The sequence below is a fragment of the Acidobacteriota bacterium genome, from assembly GCA_028874215.1.
Lineage (GTDB): Bacteria > Acidobacteriota > UBA6911 > RPQK01 > JAJDTT01 > JAJDTT01.
The window spans coordinates 1-24,092 of sequence record JAPPLF010000050.1 but is presented as its reverse complement, the minus strand read 5'-3'; the positions used below and the strand labels follow the sequence as shown (position 1 = coordinate 24,092).

The 24,092-nt window shown below is 62.6% G+C and carries 21 protein-coding genes and 1 pseudogene; 9 read left to right on the top strand and 13 right to left on the bottom strand.

The genetic code is table 11. The features are described from left to right. The first annotated feature begins 70 nt into the window (after positions 1–70). The 5 genes and pseudogenes from OXT71_09625 to OXT71_09605 all read left to right on the top strand — a co-directional run bounded on the left by OXT71_09625 (position 71) and on the right by OXT71_09605 (position 4,200). Positions 71–862, top strand: coding sequence for a hypothetical protein (locus OXT71_09625; protein ID MDE2926644.1), 792 nt, complete (start codon positions 71–73; stop codon positions 860–862). Positions 863–1,177: 315 nt separating this feature from the next. After that, on the top strand, positions 1,178–1,921 hold the full coding sequence (gene map / locus OXT71_09620; GenBank protein MDE2926643.1) for a type I methionyl aminopeptidase: 744 nt from the start codon (positions 1,178–1,180) through the stop codon (positions 1,919–1,921). Between the two features lie 40 nt (positions 1,922–1,961). Continuing rightward, positions 1,962–2,288: pseudogene (locus tag OXT71_09615) on the top strand (ABC transporter permease subunit). A 200-nt stretch (positions 2,289–2,488) separates the two neighbouring features. Further along, entirely contained in the window at positions 2,489–2,740 is a 252-nt protein-coding gene (locus tag OXT71_09610; GenBank protein ID MDE2926642.1) for a DUF3311 domain-containing protein, read from the top strand. Continuing rightward, positions 2,737–4,200: a sodium:solute symporter family protein gene (locus tag OXT71_09605; protein MDE2926641.1), complete on the top strand. Its 1,464-nt coding sequence runs from the start codon at positions 2,737–2,739 to the stop codon at positions 4,198–4,200. The genes OXT71_09610 and OXT71_09605 overlap by 4 nt, the downstream gene beginning before the upstream one ends. 39 nt (positions 4,201–4,239) lie before the next feature. On the opposite strand, the gene OXT71_09600 is transcribed toward OXT71_09605, so the two are convergent. The 7 genes from OXT71_09600 to OXT71_09570 all read right to left on the bottom strand — a co-directional run bounded on the left by OXT71_09600 (position 4,240) and on the right by OXT71_09570 (position 11,142). Further along, on the bottom strand, positions 4,240–4,809 hold the full coding sequence (locus tag OXT71_09600; GenBank protein ID MDE2926640.1) for a nucleotidyltransferase family protein: 570 nt from the start codon (positions 4,807–4,809) through the stop codon (positions 4,240–4,242). Further along, positions 4,806–5,924, bottom strand: a complete 1,119-nt coding sequence (locus tag OXT71_09595) for a VWA domain-containing protein (GenBank protein MDE2926639.1) — start codon at positions 5,922–5,924, stop codon at positions 4,806–4,808. Before OXT71_09595 ends, OXT71_09600 begins: the two co-directional genes overlap by 4 nt. A gap of 7 nt (positions 5,925–5,931) precedes the next feature. Then, positions 5,932–6,858, bottom strand: coding sequence for a MoxR family ATPase (locus OXT71_09590; protein ID MDE2926638.1), 927 nt, complete (start codon positions 6,856–6,858; stop codon positions 5,932–5,934). 77 nt (positions 6,859–6,935) lie between these two features. Beyond that, complete coding sequence (locus OXT71_09585; protein ID MDE2926637.1) at positions 6,936–7,808, bottom strand: xanthine dehydrogenase family protein subunit M; 873 nt, start codon at positions 7,806–7,808, stop codon at positions 6,936–6,938. A gap of 11 nt (positions 7,809–7,819) precedes the next feature. Then, entirely contained in the window at positions 7,820–10,159 is a 2,340-nt protein-coding gene (locus tag OXT71_09580) for a molybdopterin-dependent oxidoreductase (protein MDE2926636.1), read from the bottom strand. A gap of 12 nt (positions 10,160–10,171) precedes the next feature. Then, positions 10,172–10,654, bottom strand: a complete 483-nt coding sequence (locus OXT71_09575; GenBank protein ID MDE2926635.1) for a (2Fe-2S)-binding protein — start codon at positions 10,652–10,654, stop codon at positions 10,172–10,174. Between the two features lie 50 nt (positions 10,655–10,704). Further along, on the bottom strand, positions 10,705–11,142 hold the full coding sequence (locus OXT71_09570) for a carbon monoxide dehydrogenase subunit G (GenBank protein ID MDE2926634.1): 438 nt from the start codon (positions 11,140–11,142) through the stop codon (positions 10,705–10,707). Between the two features lie 247 nt (positions 11,143–11,389). On the opposite strand from OXT71_09570, the gene OXT71_09565 reads away from it, so the two are divergent. Then, positions 11,390–12,100, top strand: a complete 711-nt coding sequence (locus tag OXT71_09565) for a rhomboid family intramembrane serine protease (protein MDE2926633.1) — start codon at positions 11,390–11,392, stop codon at positions 12,098–12,100. Between the two features lie 43 nt (positions 12,101–12,143). On the opposite strand, the gene OXT71_09560 is transcribed toward OXT71_09565, so the two are convergent. From OXT71_09560 to OXT71_09545, 4 genes are all read right to left on the bottom strand, one after another. After that, positions 12,144–13,253, bottom strand: a complete 1,110-nt coding sequence (locus tag OXT71_09560) for an XdhC family protein (protein MDE2926632.1) — start codon at positions 13,251–13,253, stop codon at positions 12,144–12,146. 158 nt (positions 13,254–13,411) lie between these two features. Further along, positions 13,412–14,563, bottom strand: a complete 1,152-nt coding sequence (gene metK, locus OXT71_09555; GenBank protein ID MDE2926631.1) for a methionine adenosyltransferase — start codon at positions 14,561–14,563, stop codon at positions 13,412–13,414. 142 nt (positions 14,564–14,705) lie between these two features. Beyond that, positions 14,706–16,208: a DUF1501 domain-containing protein gene (locus OXT71_09550; GenBank protein MDE2926630.1), complete on the bottom strand. Its 1,503-nt coding sequence runs from the start codon at positions 16,206–16,208 to the stop codon at positions 14,706–14,708. Between the two features lie 9 nt (positions 16,209–16,217). Beyond that, positions 16,218–18,755 carry a PSD1 and planctomycete cytochrome C domain-containing protein gene (locus OXT71_09545; protein MDE2926629.1) on the bottom strand — a complete coding sequence of 846 codons (2,538 nt, stop codon included), beginning with the start codon at positions 18,753–18,755 and terminating at the stop codon, positions 16,218–16,220. Between the two features lie 280 nt (positions 18,756–19,035). Here OXT71_09545 and OXT71_09540 point away from each other — a divergent pair, with 280 nt between their 5' ends. Then, complete coding sequence (locus tag OXT71_09540) at positions 19,036–20,532, top strand: hypothetical protein (protein ID MDE2926628.1); 1,497 nt, start codon at positions 19,036–19,038, stop codon at positions 20,530–20,532. A 34-nt stretch (positions 20,533–20,566) separates the two neighbouring features. Here the strand turns inward: OXT71_09540 and OXT71_09535 are convergent, their stop codons facing one another. Together OXT71_09535 and OXT71_09530 are read right to left on the bottom strand one after the other, a co-directional pair. Then, on the bottom strand, positions 20,567–21,394 hold the full coding sequence (locus tag OXT71_09535; GenBank protein ID MDE2926627.1) for a sugar phosphate isomerase/epimerase: 828 nt from the start codon (positions 21,392–21,394) through the stop codon (positions 20,567–20,569). Positions 21,395–21,431: 37 nt separating this feature from the next. Continuing rightward, positions 21,432–21,749 (bottom strand): L-rhamnose mutarotase, encoded by a 318-nt coding sequence (locus OXT71_09530; protein MDE2926626.1) that lies wholly within the window; start codon positions 21,747–21,749, stop codon positions 21,432–21,434. Positions 21,750–22,058: 309 nt separating this feature from the next. Between OXT71_09530 and OXT71_09525 the strand changes: the two genes are divergently transcribed. Together OXT71_09525 and OXT71_09520 are read left to right on the top strand one after the other, a co-directional pair. Further along, a complete protein-coding gene (locus OXT71_09525; protein ID MDE2926625.1) occupies positions 22,059–23,270 on the top strand; it encodes a Gfo/Idh/MocA family oxidoreductase in 1,212 nt (403 codons plus the stop codon). Positions 23,271–23,401: 131 nt separating this feature from the next. Next, entirely contained in the window at positions 23,402–24,052 is a 651-nt protein-coding gene (locus OXT71_09520; protein MDE2926624.1) for a hypothetical protein, read from the top strand. Positions 24,053–24,092: the final 40 nt, after the last annotated feature.

Sequence of the window (24,092 nt, the reverse complement as noted above, 5' to 3'; positions counted from 1 at the left end):
GCCACCCCGCCACGCGCCACGCTGGCTGGTGTCACCTGCTCTCATTGCAGGCTTGTGCGCGGTGGCTGCGATGACCACCGCTCAGGCCTCGCCGAATATCTCGGCAATCTCGCGCAAGGCCCCGACCACCGAGCACACCAGCGCCGACACACTCACTTGGCTGCTCACCTTCACAGAGCCCATGACGAGTGTGGACCGGACGGACTTTGTGGTGTCCGGCACGACGGCGAGGCTTGTGATGAGTCCATTTGCGCTGGACGAGGAGGGGTGCAGCGTGCGATGGGATGCGACCCTGTCCGGCGGCGACCTCGCGGACCTGAACGGGACGGTGACGCTCACCCCGGCCGCATTTCCCCACGACGATATGCCGTGCCAACCCGGATCGAACACGCCGTGTATTGGGGGCTGCCTCGGCGACGGCGAATCAATGACGCATCCCGGCCCTCGTGGCAGGAACGACAACACGTTCGTCGTGAGCAACGTGCTCTCGGCTCCCGAGGGAGTCGATACGGCTGGAGGCCCTTGCGAGGGAGACACCCGGGTGGGGACGCTGGAGATCCACCTCTACAACCGGGACGGCGACGAACCGATGGTGTACGAGACGACGGGAGACTCGCCCGGTGACGGCCTGGACGAAAACGGGATGCTGGCTCCGGGGCAGACTTACACCGTGAGTGTGGCCGAGCTCGGCGGGGAAGACCGAGCCTTCGTCGGCTACGGTTGGATCGTCGGGAACTTCGACGGCATCGCCGGAACCCGTACGATCATCAACGCTGGACAAGCTGTGACTGTGCACGGCGATCTGACGCCGGAACTGTCTCATCACGGTGCTGGAATGAAGCCGATACCCCGGCTGGAATAGGTGGACGTGAGGACGGTGCAGAGGCTGATGGGGCACTCGGCGATCAGCCACGACGATGCGCTACGCCGGAAAGGACCAACCCTGTACCCAGTCTCGACAGAACAACGGATTTACAATCGTCCACTGGGAGGGGGGACTGTTAGTCCCCCGTTCTTCTGTGTCGTGACCCGATTCGGTGGCTGGAGAGCGTAACGAATGGAAGCGTAGAGTGGGGACTCCGTCCCCCCTGCCCCCCTGGTCGGCGACAGGAATGTCGCCGCTCCTCCGGCGACAAGAAATTTGCCGCTCCGGGTAAAAATCAAACGGAGGAGCGCTATGTCAATTGAATCCAGTGCCGACTTGGACGGGCTTGTCCGTGTCGGAAAGGTGGTTGCGGCGACGTTGAAGGCGATGGTGGCCTACGTTCGTCCTGGGGTTTCTACCGCAGAAGTGGATGACGTCGGGGCGAGGGTTCTCAGCCAGCACGGAGCACGACCTGCTCCCCAGATTTTCTACGGATTTCCGGGCGTCAATCTGATCAGCGTCAACGACGAGGTCGTTCATGGCGTTCCCGATGAACGCGTCCTGCGACCGGGTGATCTGGTGAGCCTCGACGTCACTGCCGAGCTGGATGGATACATCGCGGACGCCGCCACGACCATTCCCCTGGCGCCATACTCGGCGACGGCCGAAAGGTTGTGTCGATCTGCGAGGACGGCATTCGAAAAGGCGGCCGCTGTCGCGCGGGCCGGAAGACCCATCAACTGTATCGGCAAGGCGGTGGAGCGAGAGGTGGGCCAACGCGGATTCACGGTGTTGAACGAGTTGGCGGGACACGGGACCGGCAGGAGAATCCATGAGGATCCCGTCGTTTCCAACGTCTACGACCCGGCGGACACCCAGCCGTTGACCGAGGGCCTCGTCCTGACCATCGAACCCTTGATCGCCGAACGGTCGCATAAAGTTTTCACGGACGACGATGGTTGGACTTTGCGAACGGCCGGCGGCGACCTGTCGGCGCACTACGAACACACCCTCGTTATAACGGAGGGCCGACCGATTCTACTCACAGCGGCCTAGCCGTCATGGATTTCGACAGCTGATAAGGAGGCATTTCCGAGTCACGGCTACCCTTGCCGGCTTCGACGCCAATCTGACCCGGGCCGCCGCCAGCCTGGGCGCCGGGCCGGTGCGGACCTTTGCGCGGGTGCAGTTGCCGATCATCGCGCCCGGCGTCGTTTCAGGCGCGCTCTTCGCCTTCGCCACCTCGTTTGACGAAGTGGTGACGGTGTTGTTCATGGGGGGGCTGGAGCAGCGCACCGTTCCGTGTCAGATGTGGTCGGGAATCCGGGAGGAGATCAGCCCGGCGATCCTGGCGGTCGCCACCTTTCTGATCGGTTTTGCGCTGGTCTTCATGCTGGTCGTGGAGCGCCTGCGCCGCCGGTAGGAGGGGGGACTGTTAGTCCCCCAGTGTTTTTGTGTTGTGAGCCGATTTGGCAGGTGGAGATTTTGGCAAGTGGGAAGTGTAAAGGGGGGACTCCGTCCCCCTAACCCCCCCTTTCGGCGACAAGAAAGTCGCCGCTCCATTGCCTTCCCTCCACTCGTGTGGTGAAATCCGAGCCCGAAAGCGCTCACAGGGGGAGTTTCATGGGGAATGCGTCCACTCGTCGGCTGGTCTATGCGGCTCTGCTGCTCGCGTACCTGCTCCACAACGATCTCTGGCTCTGGCACGATTCCAGAATCATGCTGGGTCTCCCGGTGGGCCTTCTCTACCACGTCGGTTTCTGCGTGGCCGCCTCGGTGATCCTGACCCTCCTGATCCGCTTCTGTTGGCCCCTTCCGCACCAGTCCTCGGCGACGGTGCCCGGGACATCGCATAAGGACGAGGCACAGCCGTGATCATCCCCATCATCTTCGTCTACCTGGCTCTGGTGATCCTCGTCGGCAGCCTCAGCCACCGGCTGTTCCGGGGCACGGGCGAGGACTATTTCGTCGCGACTCGGAGCATCGGCCCCTTCATCCTCCTCATGTCCCTCTTCGGGACCAACATGACGGCCTTTGCCCTGCTGGGAGCATCGGGGGAGGCCTATCACGAGGGGATCGGCGTCTTTTCCCTGATGGCGTCCTCATCGGCTCTGATCATCCCCAGTGTCTTCTTCTTCGTGGGGACGCGCCTCTGGGCCATCGGGAAACGGGAGGGCTACATCACCCAGGTCCAGTATTTCCGGGCGCGTTGGGGTTCCGACCGGCTGGGTCTTCTCCTGTTCGTCGTGCTTGTTGGGTTGGTCGTCCCGTACCTGCTGATCGGCGTCATGGCGGGAGGCGTCACCCTGAACCAGGTGACCGACGGACAGATTCCCGAGTGGCTGGGCGGCCTCATCATCTGCCTGGTGGTCCTGACTTATGTCTCCACCAGCGGTTTGAGAGCCACCGCCTGGGTGAACACTTTTCAGACCCTGGTGTTCATGATCCTGGGCGCGGTGGCGTTCGTGGTGATCACCCGGAAGCTGGGGGGGTTGTCCCAAGGTCTGGAGCGGGTCATGGAAACCCATCCCGAACTCCTGATTCGAGGCGATAACATCAAGCCGCTTCAGCTTCTGACCTACACCTGCATCCCCCTCTCGGTGGGGATGTTCCCGCACATGTTCATGCACTGGCTGTCGGCGCGGCGGGCCGAGGCCTTTCGCTTCCCGCTCAAGGTCTACCCGCTGTGCATTGCAGCGGTTTGGGTGCCCAGCGTCCTGTTGGGAGTCTTGGGCCGGGTCGACTATCCCGAACTGACGGTCGGAGAGGCCAACTCCGTCCTGGTCAAGATGATCGCGCTGCACTCGCCGGAAGTCGTGGCCGGGCTCCTGGCGGCCGGGGTGCTGGCCGCCGTCATGTCCTCGCTGGACTCCCAGTTCCTCTCGCTGGGGAGCATGTTCACCGAGGACATCGTTCGCCACTACGGGTTTCACGACCGCATGAGCGAGCGGGCGCAGGTGCGGGCCGGAAGGCTGTTCGTCGTGGGCCTGGTGGCCGTCATCTATCTCCTCTCCCTGGTCACCGACCGGAGTATCTTCAAGCTGGCAGTCTGGTCCTTCACCGGATTCGCCTCGCTGTTCCCGGTCGTGGCGGCGGCCCTGTTCTGGAAACGGAGCACCAGGTACGGGGCCTATGCCTCGATCCTCAGCGTGGTGGTCCTCTGGATCTACTTTTTCCGGCTGGGCTGGGAATCTCCCGGGTACACGCTCGGGGGAACCGGTGTCATGCCGGTGGCGTTCATCCTTGGGGTCTCAGCCCTGTCCATGATCGTCGTTTCCCTGCTGACGCAACCGCCCCGGGAAGCGGTCCTCCGGAAGTTCTTTCCATCGTCCTGATTCGCCTCGTCCGGACCTCCGGCAGCGGCGGGCAAACCGCTACGGTTCGAGCCAGTTTTCTGCGTCTTCGGGAGAGTCCACGTCCTGAGGGGTCTGGAGGGGAACCTCACCCACCGATGATGCGACTCGGGTCAGAGCCCGGGCTCCCCGGTCTCCCTGAAGCGTCAGGAGCCGGGGGAAAAGGCTTCGATGCACCAGGGCCGGGGCTCCTGCAACACCCTGGTAGCGGGAAAGGACGAGGTCGCAACCGTCGGTGAGGCGCCGTTCCAGCAGGGCTTCCAGGTGGCCCTTCCCCACGAAGGGCTGGTCGGCCAGAAGGATGAAGGCCGCGTCGTACCCGGCGGGAAGAGCCTCGACTCCCCGGCGCAGGGACGAGGCGAGTCCCTCCCGCCAATCCGGGTTCACGACGACATGGGCTCCGGCCGCCTCGGCCTCATCCCGGTAACGCCTCTCGAAGGCCCCGACCACGACCCACACCGCGTCGCAGACCTGGGACGCGGTGGCAACGGCACGGGCCAGCAGGCTCTGGCCGCGATGCCGGAGGAGGAGCTTGGCGAATCCCATGCGCCGGCTCTCGCCGGCGGCCAGTACCACGCCGGCGACCCTCACAGCCGTTCCGTGAAGCGCCGCAGGCTGGCCAGATCCACGACGGGAGCGAAGGTGTCGGTGTGGGGCAGGATGACCCTGATGCCCGCAGTGGTCGGGCGGTAGCCGGGAGCGGCCGCCAGCGGGCTCAGCCAAAGGAGACGGGACCCGGACTGCTTCAGCCGGACCAGGGTCCGCTCCAGGAGTTCCAGGTCTCCCGTGTCCCATCCGTCGCTGAGAACCAGCACCGCCGTTTGCGAACCGAGTTGGTGGGCGTACCGGTCCAGGAAATCCTGGAAGCAGGCTCCGATCCGGGTGCCGGTGCTCTTCCGGGGAAGGACGCGCATAAGCGCCTGCCGCGCACCCCGGGCGCCTCTCACCTGCAGGGCGCGGGTCAGACGGTAGAGCCGCGTGCTGAAGGCGAAGACCTCCACCCGGCCCAATCCCCGCTGGGAAGCGCAGGCATGGGAAAACTGGAACAGAAAGGAACTGTGAAGCTCCATGGAGCCGCTCACGTCCATCAGGACCACCAGGCGGACCCGGTCCATGCGGCGCCGTCGGAAGACCAGGTCCATCAACTCACCCCCTCGCTGGGTGCTTCGATGAACCGTGCGCCTCAGGTCCGGAACCCGCCCCCGGGAACTGACGCGCCGGCGCCGGGACCTGCGGCGGGACAGCTTCCTGGCCAGACGGCGGACCGTGAGCTTCAACCGGGCGGACTCGGGGATTCCCGGCGGAGGACTTCCCGTAAGAACCTCCAGCGGGCTGTAGGAGCCCTGGCGGGTTTCCCCCTCGGTCTCGGACCCCTGGGACCAGGCCACCAGGCTCAGGCCGAACCGGGGTATGGACGCCCGAAGCCGTTCGCCATCTTCGGATCCCGGGTCTTGGCGTTCGCTCCCATCCAGCAATCCGCCCCCGAAGTATTTTTCGAACAGGTGGTCGAAACGCTCGATTTCCCGAGGACTTCCGGGAAAAAGGGTGCGGAGCGTGTGGAAGAAATCGCCCCGGTCGGTGATCTCCAACCGGTGCAGCGCGGTCAGTGCGTCTCCGACCTCGCGGGGGCCGGCCCTCATGCCCTCGGAGCGTAGAATGCGGGCAAAGGCCATCACATTCTCCTCCAGGAAACCCGGATAGGACATCAACAGCTCAAGACTGCGCCAGGACGCCTTCCATCTGCTCCACCGCCCGGGTGATTCCTCCCGACTCGAAGCCTCCGAGTCCGGCCAGCAGGGCCTGGAGAAAGCGGTTTCGGACCCGGCGTTGATCCTCCACGTGCTTGAGCAGCACTCCCAGGGTCGATTCGATCACCTCCGGCCCCAGCCGGTTCCGGTCCAGGTAGAGGAGGGCCGCCACCCAATCCAGGGTCTCGGAAACTCCGGGCGCCTTCTCCAGGGGCAGGCGCCGCAGCATCTGGACGAAGGCCACGGTCCGCCCGGACAAGGCCTCCGCGGCGCCGGGAACCCGGGCTCGAACGATGGCCACCTCCTTGTCGAACGATGGATAGTCGATCCAGAGATAGAGGCAACGGCGTCTCAGGGCATCGGCCAGATCCCGGGTCCGGTTGCTGGTGAGGACCGTGTAGGGAACCTGCCGGGCCGTCAGCGTCCCCAATTCCGGAACCGAGACCTGCCACTCCGAGAGCAACTCCAGCAGGAAGGCCTCGAATTCCTCATCGCTTCGATCCACCTCGTCGATGAGAAGCACCGGCGCCTCCGAGGCGGTGATGGCCTCCAGGAGAGGGCGTTTCAAGAGGTAGTCGACGCTGAAGATGTCGGCCCGCCCGGAGCCGCTGGCCTCGGCCAGTCGAATGTCCAACAACTGCTTCTGGTAGTTCCACTCGTACAGGGCCGAGCTGGTATCGATGCCTTCGTAGCACTGCAGGCGGATCAGGTGGGTGTCCAGGACGCCGGACATGGCGCCGGCGATGGCCGTCTTGCCCACTCCCGTGGGCCCCTCCACCAGGAGCGGGCGTCCCAGGACCGCCGCCAGGTGAATGGCCGTCGCCACCGGGCGTTCGGCTATGTAGCCTTGGCGCTCCAACCGGCGTTGGAGCTGCTCGATTTCTGGATGCATTGGACAGATCGGGACCGGCGGGCCCGGTTTGGACCGGGCCCGATCCCGGAACAAAGGACGCTGGGAGGCGCCGGGAACTATCCGCCGGCGCGCTCCGAGGCCGTGGTGAGGGCGCGCTTCACGTAGGCGGCCGCCAAAGCCCTCCGGTAGTCCGCCCCGGCAAAGTAATCGTCCAGAGGCTCCACTCCATCGGTGGCGTGCGCCGAGGCCGCCGCGATGCTGTCGGCATTGATGGCGGACCCCTCCAGAGCCGACTCGACGCCGGTGGCCCGATAGGCGCCGTCGGAGATTCCCGTCACCCCGACGCGGCACTTGACGCAGTTCCCTGCACCGTCGGTCTCGACCACCGCCGCGACGCCGCAGACGGCGTATCCCGACGCGGGATGCGGAACCTTCAGATAGGCGCCTCCGGAATTGGCTCCGAGGCCGGCGACCCGCACTTCAACCAGCAACTCGTCCTGTTGCAGCGCCGTCGCGAAGAAGCCGTGGAAGAACTGGTCGGCGGGAATGGTCCGCCGCCCTCCCGGACCCTGGGCCACGAGCTGCGCCTCCAACGCCAGAGCCGGAGCCGGCTGATCGGCCGCCGGATCGGCATGGGCCAGGCTGCCGCCCAAGGTGCCCATGTTCCGGACCTGGACGTCTCCGATCTGTCCCGCGGCCTCCGCCAGGGGAGCCGCCTTCTGCTGCAAGCTGCCGGAGGACTCCACCTCCGCATGAGTAGTGAGAGCTCCGATGGCCAGATCGCCGTTCTCCTCCCGGACGTAGCTCAAGCTGGACTTGAGCTTCCTCAGATCCACCAGGTGCCCGGACGAGGCCAGGCGCAGCTTCATCATGGGGATCAAGCTGTGCCCTCCCGCCAGCAGCTTGGCGTCGGAGCCATGCCGGCTCAGAAGGTCGAGGGCCTCCTCGATGGTATCGGGAGCGTGGTACTCGAATTCACCTGGAAACATGCTCTACCTCCCTATGCCTGCTGAATGGCCTGCCACACGCGCTGGGGCGTGAAAGGCATCTCCACATGATCGATTCCGAATGGAGCAAGCGCGTCGGCGACCGCGTTGCACACGGCGGCGGTGCTGCCGATGCTGCCGGCTTCTCCGATCCCCTTGAGCCCCAACGGATTGACGGGCGACGGCGTGACCGTCCGGTCCAGCTCGAAGCTGGGCATCTGGCCCGGCTTGGGCACCGCGTAGTCCATCATGGTCCCGGTCAGGAGCTGGCCCGAATCGTCGTACTGGGCGTGTTCGTACATCGCCTGGGCCACTCCGAAAGCGATGCCACCGTGGATCTGGCCGTCTACGATCAAGGGATTGATCACCTCTCCGCAGTCGTCCACCGCTACGTACCGGACGATGTCGGTCTGGCCGGTCTCGGCGTCCACCTCGACGATGCAGGCATGCGCTCCGAAGGGAAACACGAAATTGCTGGGATCGTAGAAGGACTGCGCCTCCAGTCCCGGCTCCAAGCCCTCGGGCAGGTTCCAGGCCAGGTAGGCCTGCAGAGCCACGTCCTGGAAGCTCATCCCCTGGTCGGTCCCCTTCACCTGAAAGCGGCCGTCCTCGAACTCCAGGTCTTCCTCCCGGGCTTCCAACTGATGAGCGGCGATCTTCTGAGCCTTCTCCACCACCTTGTTGGCGGCCTTGAAGGCGGCGATCCCGCCCACGGCCGTGGCGCGGCTGCCGTAGGTCCCCATTCCCATGGGAACCAGGTCCGTGTCACCGTGAACCAGCTCGACGTCGTCGATGTCCACTCCCAGCACGTCTCCCACCACCTGGGCGAAGGTCGTCTCCTCCCCCTGGCCGTGCGGGTTGGCGCCGGTCATGACGGTGACCTTGCCGGTGGGATGCACGCGAACCACCGAGGACTCCCAGAGGCCCCCCTGAAATCCGGTGCTTCCCACGATGGCGCTGGGTCCCAGACCGCAGATCTCCACGTAGGTGGAGAGTCCGATCCCGAGGTAACGGCCCTGCTCACGCGCGGCCGCCTGCTCGCTTCGAAAAGCGTCGTAGTCGACCATTTCCAGCAGCCGGTCCAGGGCCGCGTCGTAGTCCCCGCTGTCGTAGATGACCCCGGGCGCCACCGCATGCGGAAACTTGTCCTTGGTGATGAAGTTCCGCCGGCGGATTTCCACCGGATCCAGGTCCAACCGCTGCGCGATCAAATCCACGATCCGCTCCAGCAGGTAGGTGGCCTCGGGCCGGCCCGCGCCGCGGCAGGCGTCCACGGGCGTGGTGTGAGTGAAGACTCCCACCACTTCCAGCCCCACGGCCGGAACGTCATAGACTCCGGAGAGCATCAAGCCATACAACCAGGTCGGGACCCCGGGAGCCGCGGTGGAGACGTAGGCCCCCATGTTGGCCCAGGTCTTGAACCTCAAGCCCGTGATCTTCCCGTCGTTGGTGTAGGCCGCCTCCACGTCGGTCACGTGGTCGCGTCCGTGGGTGGTGCACTGGAAGTTCTCCCGGCGGGTCTCCACCCACTTCACCGGACGGCCGGTCTGCATGGCGCAGAAGGCCATGACCGCCTCGTCGGCGTAAACGGCGATCTTGCTGCCGAAGCCGCCTCCGATCTCGGGAGTCACGATCCTGACCTTGTGCTCGGGAACCCCCAGCACGATGGAAAGCAACAGCCGGTGGATATGGGGATTCTGGCTGGTCATCCGCAGCGTCAGCTCGCCGGAGGCGGCGTTGTACTGGGCCACGCATCCCCGTGGCTCAATGGCGCTGGGAATGATGCGGTGATTGGTGGTCCGGAACTTGAGAACGTCGTCGGCGTCCGCAAACGCCTGGTCCAGATCGCCGCCGCTGATGGTATCGAAGAGGAAACACCGGTTGCCGGGGGCATCGTCGTGAACCTGGGGAGCGCCCTCCTCAACCGCCTTCACCTGATCCGCCACCGCATCCAGGATCTCGTAGTCGACCTGGACCAACTGGGCGGCGTCCTCGGCCTGGTAACGGTCCTCGGCCAAAACGACGGCCACGCCGTCACCGACGTAACGGACCTTGTCCCGCGCCAACGCGGGATGGTCGACGGTCTTCAGATCGCTGTCGGGAATGAGCCAGGCCGTGGGGATGCCCGCCACTCCCTCCAAATCCTTTCCGGTGAAGACGGCCACGACTCCCGGGGCCGACCTCGCCGCTTCCACGTCGACGGACCTGATGTTGGCGTGGGCGTGGGGACTGCGGACGATGGCCGCATGGACCAGGCCCGTAAGCTGGAGGTCGTCGGTGTACTGGCTGCCTCCGGTGAGCAACCGCCGATCCTCGCGGCGCTTGACTGGTGTACCGAAAAATTTGGTCGCCATCCTTCCTCCTTCCTAGCTTGCCGCTTCCCGCAATTTGCCGGCCGCATTCTGGACGGCGTTGACGATGTGCTGATACCCGGTGCAACGGCAGATGTTCCCTTCCAGCGCGTGCCGGATCTCGGCGTCACCGGGGTCCGCATTCTCCTCCAGGAGCTGGACCGTGGCCATCAGGAAGCCGGGGGTGCAGAATCCGCACTGAAGTCCGTGCTCTTCCCAGAATCCCTCCTGGACCGCATGCAGGTCGCCGTTCGTAGCCAACCCTTCGACCGTGGTGATCTCGGCGCCGTCGGCCTGAACCGCCAGCAGCGTGCAGGACTTCACGGCCAGACCGCCCAGCAGAACGGTACACGCTCCGCAACTGGAGGTGTCACAACCGACGTGAGTCCCGGTCAGACCCAAAACGTCCCGAAGGAAGTGAACCAGGAGCAATCGCGGCTCCACCTCCCTTCGATGGGTCGACCCATTGACTCGAACCTCAATGGACACTTGTGCCATCTTCTACCTCCTTGGATGGTAGTTCGAAACCAGGGATGGTTTGCGACGATTCACTCGCGCCCCTCCCGTTGAAGATTTTCGAAAAATTCCGCCGCCAGCTTCCGGGCCATTCCGGAAAAGAGACGGCTGCCGACGGCCGCCAGGGTCCCGGCCACCAGGGCATTCCCCTGGTAGTGGACCACCGTCTCCTGGCCGTCCTCTTCCAGCCTCAGCTTTCCCTCGGCCCGGATTCCGCCCACGGTGCCGTTTCCCTGGACCCGCAGGGTCAGGTCCGAAGGCTCCTTCTTGTCGCGAACTTCCACGTTTCCGCCGAAGACGCCGCGAATCGGACCCAGGGCCAACTCCAACTCCGCTCTGAAACGGTCTTCCCCGTCCGGCACCAGAGTCTTGACGCCGGGAGTGGCCCGGGCCAACACCTGGGGATCGTTCAATAGCTGCCAGACTCGGAGACGGGATAAGGCCAGTCGGTGGGTTCCCGATAGCTGCATCAAGGGCCTCGAACAACGGTGACCAGAGGCGCCAACTCAGGGCGCCCCCTATTCTTCAACCGCCTGCGAAGACTGTCAATCACTTTTCGTGGAAACCACGGGAAATTTGGGAGCGGCGGTTTCCTAACCGCCGATTCTTGGACGTCGGCAAACGAGGGGGAACCGGGCGATTGGAAATCGCCCTTCCTTAGTCGGGAAACAAATCCAGGAAACCGGGACGTCGAGGCAGGCATGCTATGATTCATGAGTGCGGTTTGGTCCCGGGTACCATGTGACGATCGGTCCCACCATGACCCCCATGGTCAAGTACCTGGTCATCGGCTGCGGACTCGTCTTTCTCTACCAGTGGGCCGCCGGTCCGAGCCTCTTGCACATCTTCGGGCTGATTCCCATAGCGGTCCTGGCAAATCTCTACATCTGGCAACTGGGAACGTACCTCTTTCTCCACGCCGACTTCTGGCACCTGTTCTGGAACATGTTCACGCTCTGGATGTTCGGGCGCGAGCTGGAACGGTACTGGGGCAGCCGGCAGTTCCTGCGCTTCTTCCTGATCACCGGAATCGGAGCAGGCCTGCTGTCGGTCGTGGCGGACCCGTGGGGAACGGTCCCCACCATCGGAGCCAGCGGGTCGGTCTACGGGATCCTGATGGCCTACGGCATGATGTTTCCCAATCGCCGGATCTATCTCTACTTCCTTTTGCCGGTCAAGGTGAAGTACTTCGTGGCCGGCATAGGACTCATCGCCTTCCTGTCGGCCCTCGGTTCGCCTGGCAGCACCATCGCCCACGTCGCCCACCTGGGCGGCATGATCTTCGCCTTTCTCTACCTGAAGCGCTGGCTCTCGCTCGGAGCCGTACGCCAGGCATACCATCGGTGGCGGCTGAAACGCATACGCAGCCGATTCCGGGTGATGGACGAGGAGAGGCGGAACCGGAAAGACGATTACTGGATCCAGTGACGGAGTGCGCCGCGAGTCCTGTTTTCATCCCTCCCACGCCGGATTACGGCGCAGGGGACACTTCGTGGATCCCCCCGGATCGCGCCGCCAGGAAACCGCCGCCGAAGCCGTTGTGGACGGCCAGGATCTCCGCCAGGATGCTGACGGCGATCTGGTCCGGGCCCTCGGCTCCGATGTCCAGCCCCACCGGGTTGTGAATCCGATCCAAGGCATCCCTGCGGGGGCGAAAACCCTCGTCGGTCAGCTCGTCCATGAGCTTCTGGAACCGCGGTCGAGGTCCCAACACACCCACGTAGAGAGCCCCGCTCTCCAAGGCGTAGCGGATCCCGGCGCCGTCCCGGTCCAACTGGTGGTTCATGATCAGGGCGTAGCTGCCGGCGGGCATCGCCACCTTCTCCGGGAATTCCGTGGGATGGGAGATGGTGGTCCGCGCACCCGGGAAGCGCTCCGGCCGGTTCAAGGAGGGCCGGGGATCGACGACGTTCACGGAAAAGCCCAGACTCAGCGCCAACCGGACCACCGGCACCGCGTCCATGCCGGCCCCGAAGACGACCAGCTCCAAGGGGGGGCGATTGACGTCCAGAAAGACTCGGGTATTTCCCGAGGCGTAGACCCGGGACTGGGGGAGCGGCCGCCCCAGGATCCTGCGGGCTGCCGGGAGCACTTCCCGGCCCAACGCTTCCTCGGCCAGGGGACCCGCCGGCGGCTCTCCGGGAGCCAAAAGAAGCCAACGCCCCAGGGACCCGGGTTCCGGGTCCGGATCGCAGATGACGGCCCGAACCGCCCTTTCGCCGTTGCTCAGGGCGCTCAGCCAACGTTTCCAGACCGGATCCCGTCCGATGGGCTCCAACAGGACCCGAACCACTCCTCCGCAACCTAAACGCAGTCCCCAGATGGCGTCCTCGGTGAGGTCGAACACCTCCGTCGCGGCTTGTCCCGTCTTGAAGACCCGGCTTGCCGCCCGGGCGACTTCCGGTTCGAGGCATCCTCCCGAGATCATGCCCCGGAAGTCGCCGTCGGAGCCGATGACGAGCTTGGCCCCCTGCCGGCGGTACGCCGAGCCGGTGATCTCGATGACGGTCGCCAGGACGGCGCCGCGGCCGCTTTCCAGGATTTCCTCGATGGCTCCGGCCAGTTCGGCAGACTCTCTCACGGTGGGCACAGTCTACCGGAGAGACGTTCGTAGGGGCACCCCTGGCGGGTACCCTCTTCGGCTCGCCTCCCCTCCCGCAGGAGCGGCGATTTCCAATCGCCGAACCCCTGACTAACAAACTTGGCGACGAAGACTGGGCGATTGGAAATCGCCCCTCCTTAGAGTCCGGCGGCTTGTCGCAGGGCGTCGGCCCGGTCGGTCCGTTCCCAGGCGAAGCCCTCCTCCTCCCGGCCGAAGTGCCCGAAGGCGGCCGTCCGCCGGAAGATGGGACGCCTGAGCTGCAGGGTCTCGATGATGTCCCTGGGGGTCAGACGGAAGTGCTCCTGAACCAGGTTTCCGATGGTCTCCTCGGCCACGGATTCGGTCCCTTCCGCGTCCACGGCGACGGAAACCGGTTCGGCCACGCCGATGGCATAGGCCAGTTGAACCTTCAAGCGTTGGGCAAGTCCCGCGGCGACACAATTCTTGGCGATGTAACGGGCCATGTAGGAGGCGGAACGGTCGACCTTGGACGGGTCCTTCCCCGAGAAAGCGCCCCCTCCGTGCCCTCCCATGCCACCGTAGGTGTCGACGATGATCTTCCGGCCCGTCACGCCGCAGTCACCCTGGGGACCGCCCGTCACGAACCGCCCCGTCGGATTGATGTGGATGGTCGTTCCGCCGTCCATGAGTCCGGCAGGGACAACTGAGCAGATGACGTGTTCCCGTATGCCGTCGCACAGATCCCCGTAGGAGACGTCGGGGCTGTGCTGCGTCGAGACCACGACGGTGTCGACACGGACCGGTTCCGTCCCGTCGTATTCCACCGTCACCTGCGACTTTCCGTCGGGACGCAGCCAGTCCAGCGTTCCCTGACGCCGGGACTCGGACAGACGGCGGGTGAGGGCGTGGGCCAGCATGATGGGCAGCGGCATCAACTGAGGGGTCTCGGTGCAGGCGTAGCCAAACATCAGACCCTGGTCGCCGGCTCCCCCGGTGTCCACTCCCAAGGCGATATCGGGCGACTGCCGGTCCACGGAGCAGATCACACCGCAGGTCTCGCAGTCGAACCCGTACTTGGCGCGCGTATATCCCACGTCCCGGATGACTTCCCGAGCGATCTTGGGATAGTCCAGAGAGCCTGTGGTCGTGATCTCTCCGGCGATGACCACCAGGCCGGTCGTCACCAGGGTCTCGCAGGCCACGCGTCCCTGAGGGTCTACCGTCAGGACCGCGTCGAGAACGCCATCGGAAATCTGGTCCGCGATCTTGTCCGGATGCCCTTCGGTGACCGATTCCGAGCTAAACAGGTGTCGACTCTTTGGCGCCATGCACTCGTCCTTTGTTTTGGGAATTTCTCAGGTGACCGCCGGAGATGGCAATAACTAGCACAGGGGCCCGCAGAGTGTCAACGCGGACGGAGCGCCGGGTCAGCCCGCCAGACTCGCGGGAAGGAAAGATGCAAATCGCTTTCTAGGCGATGATTGTGTCGAGAACCTTTCCACCGATATCGGTGAGCCTTCTGAAGCGGCCGTCATGGAGGTAGGTCAGCCGTTCGTCATGAAGACCGAGGAGATTCAAGATGGTCGCGTGGACGTCGCGCATGTGAATGGGTTGGCCGATTTGGCCGATGCCGAAATCATCCGTCTCGCCGACTCGTGAACCGCCCTTGACGTCTCCGCCGGCCAGCCACATGCACAGTCCATACTGATTATGGTCCCGGCCGGGCTTGTCGCCGTACAGATCGTTGATGAAAGAGGTGCGCCCCATTTCAGACGCCCAGACGACAAGCGTCTCTTCCAGCAGTCCCTCCCTCTTCAGGTCCTTGAGCAGCGCGGCGACGGGTTGATCCACCTCGATACAGTGCCGTGGAAGCCGGCCCTTGATATTGCCGTGGTCGTCCCAACTGCTCTTGCCGTTCTCGACTCCGTGAACCACGAGACTGTAGCGGACTCCCTTTTGCACCAGGCGCTTGGCCAGCAGGCATTGACGTCCGAATGCCTCCGTAAGCGGATTGTCAAGGCCGTACATCTTCTTGGTTACTTCCGATTCCTTGGACAGATCCACAACTTCCGGGGCTTCGGCCTGCATGCGGAAAGCCAGTTCATAGGCGTTGATGCGGGCCTCCAGCTCCGCGGCGGCCGGCCGGCCGGCCTGATGCCGGCGGTTGAGCCACGTCAACAGGTCGAACTCTTCACGCTGCTGTCTTCGACTGATCCTTACCGGCGGTTTCAGGTCGAGAATGGGTGTGCCGACGGAGCGAAAGAGGGTCCCTTGATATGAAGCGGGCAAGTATCCGCTTCCGCGCACGGCCGCGCCGTTGATGGGAGCTCCCCTCGGGTCCTGAATGACGACGTAGCCGGGAAGATTCTGATTGGAGCTCCCCAACCCGTAGGTGATCCAGGCGCCGACTGAAGGGTCGCCCGGAAACTGCGAGCCGGTGTTCACATGGAGCGTGGCCGGTCCGTGATTGTTGTTATCCACCTCGATGCCGAAAATGAATGCCAGGTCGTCGACACATTCGCTGAGGTGCGGAAACAGGGTGGAAATATGGTGTCCCGACTTACCGGCCCTCTTGAATTCCCAGGGGCTGGGAATGACCTGGTGGGGCGTATTCAGAAATCCGTCGATTTCACCGCTGAAGCCGGTCATTTTGGGAACCCGCCGTCCCGCGTATTCCTTCAGTGCCGGCTTGTAGTCGAAGGTGTCCATCTGGCTCACGCCTCCGGACATGAAGAGGAAAATGCAGTGCTTTGCCTTGCGGGGAAAGTGCGGTGCACGGGCGGCGAGCGGACTTTGCAGCGTCGGTGACGCACCCAACCGCTCGGCGAGAATCCCGGCCAGGGCGAGGGCTCCGATCCCGTTGTAGGAACGGGACAGGAATTCCCGGCGAGAGTGGGCATTGGGACCGAAACCGGAACACTGGCCACTCCATTGATTCGCGGAAAACTGCGGAACTTCTGCTCTTTTCTTCACGACGTACTCCTAGTCGACATAGAGTAACTCGTTACTGTTCAAGAGAACCCGGCACAGGGCCACCAAGGCCTCCCGGCCGGATTCCCGGGTGCTGACGAATCTTTGAGCCTCGTTGAGTTCATCCGGGTCCGGATTGCGTCCGAACGCCAGTTGGAACGCTCTCCGGACATGTCCGCCGTTTTCAGCGCTGCTCTCTCTGGCAATTCGTTCGGCGATGGCTTCGGCTTCCGTATTCACGAAACCACTATCGTACATGGTCAGAGCCTGCAACGGGGTGACCGACGTTTCCCGGCGTTCGCACGGAAGCGTCAGGGGAGGCGAGTCGAAAACTTCCAGGAAAGGCAGCGGCTGTGAGCGTCGCTGGTAAACGTAAACGCTCCGTTTCCATGCATCAGCCCCGTGGGATGTGTCCCAGCGGGCCGCCCCGCGGGTTTCGGCCGAAAGCTGCTGGGCCAACCCGTCCGGCAGCGGCGGAAAGACCGGCGGGCCGCCTCTTTCTCCATTCAGGTGTCCGCTCACCTCCAATATCGTGTCTCGAAGGACTTCGGCTTCCAGTCGGCGCCGGTCAAAACGCCATAGCAACCTGTTTTCGGGGTCGATTTCTTCAGCCATCAGGTTACCCCGCAAGGATGACTGACGGAAGGTGCTCGAAGTCAGGATCAACCTTTGGATGGCCTTGATGCTCCATTTTTCCTCGACGAAACGAAGGGCCAGCCAATCCAGCAACTCGGGATGAGTCGGAAGCCTGCCGTTCATCCCAAAGTTGCTTGCCGTTTCCACTATGCCGCGGCCGAAGTTGAACTGCCAGAGACGGTTGACCATGACGCGCGCCGTCAGCGGATTCTCCGAACTGGCGATCCAGCTCGCCAGAGCCATGCGGCGGCCCCGGCTCGGATGTTTCTTGTAACGATCGATTTCAATGGTTGCGGGTTCGGAGTGACCCGTGACGGCACTGGGAAATCCCGGCTCGACCGGTTCTCCCGGTTGGTCATGCTGTCCCCGGTTGAGGACGTAGATGGTGGGAACGCTGGGTGCGTACGGGGGGCCGTCGAAGTTGGTCAGGGACATGGCCATCGGCTCAAGCCGCTCGACAGCCCTTTCGAGAGCCAGGATATCGGAGGTGTACCGATTGAACTTTTCCTTCTCCGCCGGCGAGAACAACTCCTCCTGCTTCTCAAACCCAACCGTATTGTCCGCTTCGTTGTTGATGGCTTTCTTCAGATCGCGGAGCGTCACGACGGGCTCACGGCCCGGCTGGTCTTCCAGTTTCGAAGATTCACGGAGCTTGACGGCTTTCAGCCGTTCCAAAAGGGGCTGATTGAAGCTTTCCGATTGCGCCTTCAAATCCTTCAGCCGGTTTTCGTGCTGAGCCCGGCGCGCGTCGAATCGCGCCTTGTCTCCGGGGCGGTAAAACTCGGCGGGAAGCGGTCCGCCGACCTCGATCTTGGCCCTCGGAATCCTGACCGCCGCGAAGAAGGCCTTCATCCGGTAGAAGTCCCGGGCCGGGATCGGGTCGTACTTGTGGTCGTGACATTTGGCGCAACCCATGGTCAGACCCAGGAAGACGGTGCTGACGGTGGTCGCCATTTCGCTCAGCAACAGGTCGCGGGATTCCTCTCCGCGCGGCTCCGTAAAAGGGGCCAGTCGAAGAAAGGTGAGTGCGACCGCCTGCTCCGGTTCTGCCGGCGGCGGATAACCCGCCGCGGAAGTGACTTTGAAGAACTCGTCGCCCGCGATCTGTTCCTTGACGAACCGGTCGTAAGGTTTGTCATGGTTGAAAGCGTCGATCACGTAGTCCCGGTAACGCCAGGCATGCGGAAAATCCCGATCCCCTTCGTAGCCGTTGGTGTCCGCATAGCGAGCCAGGTCCAGCCAGTGACGGGCCCAGCGTTCACCGTAGCGCGGATCGGCCAGCAGACGGTCGACCAGATCCTCGTAGGCGGTGGGAGAGGGATCAGCGACAAACTTTTCGACCTCTTCGTACGGAGGCGGCAGTCCGATCAGGTTGAAATAGAGTCGGCGAATGAGAACACTGCGTTGGGCCTCGGGTGAGGGAGACAACTCCTTGTTCTCGAGCCTCTTGAGAATGAAGTGGTCGATCTCGTTCCTCGCCCAGTCTCTCGCCTGGACGGCCGGGATCGTGGGTCGGACGGGCTTCTTGAAGGCCCAGAAGTCGCGCCCGTGACCGGCTTCACTGTCCGGCTTCAGTTCCCGGATCCAGGCTTCAATCGCCGCAATGTCACTCTCGGGCAGCGACACCGACGAGTCGAAGGGCATCCGCGGTGTCAGTCGGCCCCGCAGGAGGTGGACGAGCGGGCTGTCCTCGGGCCGGCCCGGTTCGACGGCGGCTCCATGCCGGGCGCCTCCCTGCAGAATCGACTCCAGGCTCTCGATGGAGAAGCCGCTCATTCTGGTCGATTCGTCATGGCAGGAAAGACACTTGGACTCCAGGATTTCCCGAACTGCTGCGGGAGGTTCGTGACCGGGAGGTGACGCGCCCAAGAGGACGCCAAGCCCCATCAGAAAGGCCAGGTTTGCTGCGAGCACCCTGAAAAGGATCAACTCAATTCACTCTCTGGAGTATTGTCTGCCACGGTACGGTGATTTCGCCTAAAGTACAGTCGATACAGAGGTTATGTCAAGCCGCACGGGCATCATGGAAGTGGGCTCTGACTTGCGGCCCACCCCCCGGCCGCTCACTTGACTACCTGCTGCATGATCGTACCGGACTACCGGGACTATAATTGGCCGCAGACCCTTCATCCACAAGGCTGCATCCCGGACTGGAAACAGTCTTACGGAGTTCTATTCATGAGGAGCCACGAAAATGCTGAGACGTAAATTCATCGAACTCGGGGTCGGGTCGGGACTGGCGGGCGCTGCCACAAGCGGGCGGATCTCCCTTGGGAGTCCCAAAACCGCGAGAGGCCGGAAAGTCGAATCTCCGCCGGTTCTGAGTTCCTACACCGCTGAGGATCATCGGCGGCGACTGAAAAACATCGCCCGCTGCGAGGCAGCCATCCCGAAATACGCTCGAAGGCACCTCATCACCGACTACATTCCGGGTCAGGCAGTCTACAACCTGGGCGAATACCCCTGCCGAAAACCCTGGGATCCGGACGAGTATGACGAGCGCCAATTGGACGAGCTTTGGAACAACGGCATTCGACTCGTCCAGGTCATGGAGGATTGGAACGATTTGCTCCGGCTTTTCGGCGGTGACAAATATACGTCCGTCAATCCGGCCGGCCTCAGGAGATTCATCGACATGGTCCACCAGAGGGGCATGAAAATCCTCCTCTACACTTCGACGGGCCACTTCCAGATCACGGACCCTGAATACAATCCTGAGTGGGCTCGGCCCGGATTCTCGACCAAGGCGGCTCACTGGCAGTTGGTGCATTGCTCCGCGGCCAGCGCCGGCTGGCGGGCCTACGTTCTCCCGCGGACTCTGGGGCTCATGGACGAGTATGAGATCGATGGCCTTTACAACGACGCCGGTTCCAGGCGTTTGCACCGCGACCCGGAACTCGCCACAAGCGATGAGGTGCTGGCCTTCGAGGAAAGCCCGGAAGTTGACGGAGCCTTGGGCGACATGCTCTCCCTGATCTACTACGAGGTCAAACGGCGAGGCGGCATCTACAAGATTCATCTGCATGATTCCCAGCACCCGAGTACGTCGGAACAACTCTGGGACTATCTGTGGGTGGGAGAGGGCCTATCGAATGCGGACCGGCTGCGGGAGGAAACCAAGAGGCATGATCCATATCTGGTCCCTATTTTCGACTGGCGCGATGGAAAACTGGAAAGCGACGAGGAGATGTTCCTGCACACCGTTCCATTTATGCAGTTTCCAGGGCTTCTGGCGGGCCGGCCCTTCACGGGCGAGAGGTCCGTCATTCCGGGCGTTGACTACCAGCCGCACCGCCTGCTTGACAATTGGCGGGAGAGATGGCGCTTCCACCAGGCAAACCCCGACGGACCCTACAGTTACGGTCCCTGGGACGCCTTTCCCGGCAGACCCAGCATCCGAACTTCCCACGCGCAGTGGCTCAAGTGGTATTACCCTCTGGTCGAACCGGGCACATACGCCTACCTGGAGATCGAAAACAGCCCATTGCTGGCCAAGCGGCCGGCCGGTGACTTTGTGGCGTCCGTGTTCGTGAATCTCGAAACCCACCTGGTGCTGGCGAACTACGCGAGAACATCGGCGCAAGTTGAAACGGCCGATTCCTATTTTTCCGTTGCCGACGATTCGGCGCCGCCCGGGAAGAGGTTCGTACTGCCGCCGCGCTCCCTGATCATACTTCGACAAGCGGCGTGACTAATCCCGCTTCGGGGCCGGGCATTGCCCCGCCCTACATTTGAAGAAGTCTCTCGACCTCCCGTTTCATCTTGGGGGTCTCGGCCATGACGTCTACGCCGCATGCCGTCGTTTCATCGCAATCGACGTATTCGACCGCGACGACTCCGTTGTAGGCGGAAGACTTCAGCAATTCGAATATCCTCCCGAAGTCGATCGTCCCCTCTTCGACCGTCTCGACCCGTTTGCCCGGAGCTGCCTGGCGAATGTGGAAGTTTCTGGCGTAGGCATGCAACGGCTCGACTTCGGCTTGGGAATGCCCGGGGTCGACAAAGTGCGAATAGTCCAGAGTGAGCCCGAGCCCAGGCACTTCCCGGCAGATCCGGAGAGCGTCCTGAGGATCTTCAACCACCGACGGCTCGCAAGCTTCGATATTGAGATCCAGCCCGGCGTCATTGGCGATTCCCACCAATGCCCTCAACTCCTTCGCAGACAACTGGAAGGACTGCTGCCGGCCCAGTTCAGCGTGTACTACTCCCGGAATCAACATGATGCTTCTACACCCGACTTTGCTGGCAAACCGGACCAGGCCCGGGAAAAGACGCCGTGTCCTGGCCCGGATCTCGGGGTCGGGATGATTGACCGTATCTCCAAAGTCCAGGACGAAGCATTCGTTCAGTTCAAATCCCCACGGTTCCAATGCGCGCAATACCTGATCGGCAGAGCCATCCGGGTCGCCGGCAGCCACGAGGGGATCGACTTGGGCATTCTCGTTGCTGCAGACGCCCAAATCGATGGTCTGGAATCCAAAGTCGGCAAGTACGGAAGCGGCCTCTTCCAGACTGCGGGGACCAAAAGCAAATGTGCAGCCGCCAATTCTCATATCGGCGCTTTCACTATAGAACCCATGCAATCGACCATCACTCGACGTGAAACACCTCGGTCAGAATGGGAAACATCTCGCCTTCGCGGCAGGCCGGATGCCTTTCCATGATGGGCTCCATTTTTTCGGCCCATTTTTCATAAAGTGGGTGGGTGACCAAGGCTTCCAGCGATCGCTCGAAATCCTCAACTTCCACGTAGACAAAGAGGTCGAGCCCCCGCTTGAAGATCGAATAGTTGTGAAAACCCACGTCCTGCAGGTGTTGGATCAGGTCCGGCCAGACATTCCGGTGGGCCTCCACGTACTCTTCCTCCATCCCCTCTCGAATCCTCAACATGTAGGCGACTCTCATCATCCCTTAACCTCGTACCCCGCGCCGCCCGTCACCCCAGATCATTCGACGGTGTTGAAGAATAGCAGGCTGCTTGCTATGAAGACAGAAGCAGTGAAGAGAACGCACTTGGTGACTTTTTTCGTAGGTTAGAGCAATCCGATAACTATCGCAGAAGCTTCCCCACCGGCCCGGGCCGGCGGACGCCCGGCAGAAAAAAGGAAAGGAGCGGCGGTTTCCTAACCGCCGAACTCCAGTGTGACAAACTTGGCGACGAAGACCGGGCGATTGGAAATCGCCCCTCCTTTTTCTTCGAAGCGATAGGAGTCAAGAATGATACCCAACAAATCTCGAAGAACTTTTCTCAAAACCGTGGCGGCATCCACATACGTGGCCGGCGTGAGCGGCCTGAGCCTGCAGGCCAACGCGGCACAGGAAAAGACGATTCAAGGGTTCGACGATACGGATACCACGCTCCGGAATGATGCGGTGTGGCGGCCCGTGTCCGAACGAAAGATACGCGTCGGCATCGCCGGCTATGGAGTCTGCAAGTTCGGGGCGCATTTCGGTTTCCAGGACCATCCCAACGTAGAGGTGGCGGCGGTCACCGACTTGATCCCCGAACGATGCCAAGGCTTGGCGAAGGCATGCCGCTGTGAAAGGACCTACCCGAGCCTTGAGGAGATGGTGAAAGACGATTCCCTGGAAGCGATTTTCGTCGCCACCGACGCGCCCAGCCATGCACAACACTGCATCGATGCTCTTGAGCACGGGAAGCATGTCTGTACCGCGGTACCCGCCGTGTTCGGGTCGCTCGAAGAGGCCGACCGTGTCTTCGAGGCGGTGAAGAGATCCGGACTCAAGTACATGATGTTTGAGACGTCGGCCTTTCACGGCGAGTGCTATGCCATGCGTGCCCTCTATAATGCGGGCGAGTTTGGAAAGATGGTCTATTCGGAGGGCGAGTACTATCACTATATGGCCACGCCCATCGACTCCTACAAGGGATGGCGTGTCGGCCTGCCGCCCCAGTTTTACCCGACTCACTCCAACGCCTACTACACGTGCGTGACCGGAGGAAGCTTTACGGAAGTGTCGTGCATGGGCATTCCCAGTGCCATCCCGCACCTTCAGAAAGAGAACAATGCATTCGGGAACCCCTTCGGCACTGAAATCGCCCTGATGCGCACCAGCGAAGGAGGTATGGCCCGTATGGCCGTAAGTTGGGACACCCCCGGCAACGGGGGCGAAATGGGCCGCGTCCGCGGAGAAAAAGGTTCGATGGATGGCATAGCCATCTCCCCGGAGCGGAAGGTGGCTGGCCTGAACCTGGCGAAACCGCCGCTACCGCCGTCCGTCGACCCCGGCGGCCACGGTGGTTCCCATGGCTATCTTATGAACGAGTTCGTCACGGCGATCCTCCAGGACCGCACCCCGCTGGTGAACGTCGCCTGGGCGCTCAACATGTCGGTGGCGGGGGTGGTCTCCCACCAGTCCGCGCTCAAAGATGGTGAGTTGCTCAAGATCCCCCAATACACAGTCTGAGTCCCCTGCTCCAAACCTTCAGCATCACCGACCATTCCACCCGGATTGCTCATGGGACATGTTGATGAGAGCTTCCGCCTGAGCCGATGGCGAGTCGAGGAGACCATCCGCTCCATCAAAGGGAGTAACTCATGAGCACCGTTGACGTGCTGATCTTCTTCTCCTATTTCGTCGGCGTCGTGATATTCGCCACCACCATTGCCGCCCGCAGTAAGACCAAGTCAGCATCCGACTACTTTCTGGCCTCGAAAAAGCTGCCCTGGTATGTCGTCGGCGCTTCCTTTATCGCCTCGAACATCTCCACTGAACACTTCATCGGCATGGTGGGCTGGGGGTTTCTGTACGGGATGGCTGTGGCCAATTGGGAGTGGGGTAACGTTGCGACGTTTACGCTTTTGATCTGGGTCTTTCTTCCTTTCTATATGCGGGGCAAAGTGGCGACGATGCCCGAGTTCCTGGAGCGTCGTTTCAACAGCTTTTGCCGTTACATTTATGCCGTGGTCATGATCGTCGGGCTCGTGTTCGCCATGCTGGGTGGGGTTCTTTTCGCAGGGGCCAAAGCGGTCAGCGTCTTCTACCCGGAGCTGCCCGTGCTCTGGGCGATTGTTTTGCTGGCGGTGGTCTCGGGGATATACACGGTCTACGGGGGGCTGCTGGCGGCGGTGTGGGCGGACGTGCTGCAGTACACACTGCTGATGACAGCGGGCATTGTGGTAACGGTGTTCGGTCTCTATCACGTGGGCGGGCTGAATGTTCTGTTTTCAGAGGGGAATTATATCTAATGCTTGACGGGGTTGGGAGCGGTGTGTAGAGTGCGCCGGT

Coding starts and splice junctions, on each gene's coding strand:
- OXT71_09535 (MDE2926627.1), bottom strand. CDS start 21,394: ATGAGAATTGGCGGCTGCACATTTGCTTTTGGTCCCCGCAGTCTGGAA.
- OXT71_09575 (MDE2926635.1), bottom strand. CDS start 10,654: ATGGCACAAGTGTCCATTGAGGTTCGAGTCAATGGGTCGACCCATCGA.
- OXT71_09590 (MDE2926638.1), bottom strand. CDS start 6,858: ATGCATCCAGAAATCGAGCAGCTCCAACGCCGGTTGGAGCGCCAAGGC.
- map (MDE2926643.1), top strand. CDS start 1,178: ATGTCAATTGAATCCAGTGCCGACTTGGACGGGCTTGTCCGTGTCGGA.
- OXT71_09610 (MDE2926642.1), top strand. CDS start 2,489: ATGGGGAATGCGTCCACTCGTCGGCTGGTCTATGCGGCTCTGCTGCTC.
- OXT71_09625 (MDE2926644.1), top strand. CDS start 71: ATGACCACCGCTCAGGCCTCGCCGAATATCTCGGCAATCTCGCGCAAG.
- OXT71_09585 (MDE2926637.1), bottom strand. CDS start 7,808: ATGTTTCCAGGTGAATTCGAGTACCACGCTCCCGATACCATCGAGGAG.
- OXT71_09520 (MDE2926624.1), top strand. CDS start 23,402: ATGAGCACCGTTGACGTGCTGATCTTCTTCTCCTATTTCGTCGGCGTC.
- OXT71_09540 (MDE2926628.1), top strand. CDS start 19,036: ATGCTGAGACGTAAATTCATCGAACTCGGGGTCGGGTCGGGACTGGCG.
- OXT71_09530 (MDE2926626.1), bottom strand. CDS start 21,749: ATGATGAGAGTCGCCTACATGTTGAGGATTCGAGAGGGGATGGAGGAA.
- OXT71_09525 (MDE2926625.1), top strand. CDS start 22,059: ATGATACCCAACAAATCTCGAAGAACTTTTCTCAAAACCGTGGCGGCA.
- OXT71_09595 (MDE2926639.1), bottom strand. CDS start 5,924: ATGTCCTATCCGGGTTTCCTGGAGGAGAATGTGATGGCCTTTGCCCGC.
- OXT71_09580 (MDE2926636.1), bottom strand. CDS start 10,159: ATGGCGACCAAATTTTTCGGTACACCAGTCAAGCGCCGCGAGGATCGG.
- metK (MDE2926631.1), bottom strand. CDS start 14,563: ATGGCGCCAAAGAGTCGACACCTGTTTAGCTCGGAATCGGTCACCGAA.
- OXT71_09570 (MDE2926634.1), bottom strand. CDS start 11,142: ATGCAGCTATCGGGAACCCACCGACTGGCCTTATCCCGTCTCCGAGTC.